The sequence below is a fragment of the Streptomyces sparsus genome, assembly GCF_054776295.1.
This window is the reverse complement of the sequence record NZ_BAAHCA010001614.1, coordinates 1-637: the sequence shown is the minus strand read 5'-3', so window position 1 is coordinate 637 and position 637 is coordinate 1. Positions and strand designations below refer to the sequence as shown.

Below are 637 nucleotides of genomic sequence, written 5' to 3'. Positions count from 1 at the left end.
CGCCGCACTGGCAGGCGCCGCCCGACTGGCAGCCGCAGGAGCACCCCGCGCCGCAGCCGCAGGCACCCGGTACGGGCAGCACGGGCCGGCCCCCCGACCGGCCCGCGGCGCCCCCGGTACCGGACGGCGACAGTGCTGAGGACGGGACGGCGGAGGTGGCGGCGGGGAATGCGGCGGACGGCAACGGGATCCGGGCGGCAGCCATGGCATCGCTCCTCGAAGGCAGACGTTCCTGGGCCGGTCACGGCCTGACGGGTTCCAGTGCACGTGCCGCTTGCCGGGCGCGTCAACGGCGCGCGGTAGCACGAGCCCCTGTTCGATGTTCGATACTTTCGTCGCTGCCCGCAGGGACGAACGACCGCTGTGCCCGGCAGCTCCCCCTCCATACGGTGGGCCGGTGGAGAAAACCCGAACCATCGGCACGGCTTGGCGCTGGCTCATCGGCCCCGAGCCGTGGCCGGCACGCCGCATCGTCGGCGAGGCAACCGCCCTGCTGCTCATCACGGTGTCCGCATTCGGACTGCAACTGTTCGCGAACGGCGTGCTGCTCGCCGCGGTCGCGGCACTGGGCGCGCTGCTGATCGCCGCGCTGCGCCGGCCGCTGCCTGCCGTGGCGCTGCTGGTCACCGCCGGCCTC

At 74.3% G+C, this 637-nt stretch carries 1 pseudogene; it reads left to right on the top strand.

Features of this window, described 5'->3' with window-relative positions:
- Positions 1-397: 397 nt before the first annotated feature.
- Positions 398-637, top strand: a pseudogene (locus ACYVE9_RS29930) (hypothetical protein); the annotation flags it as partial.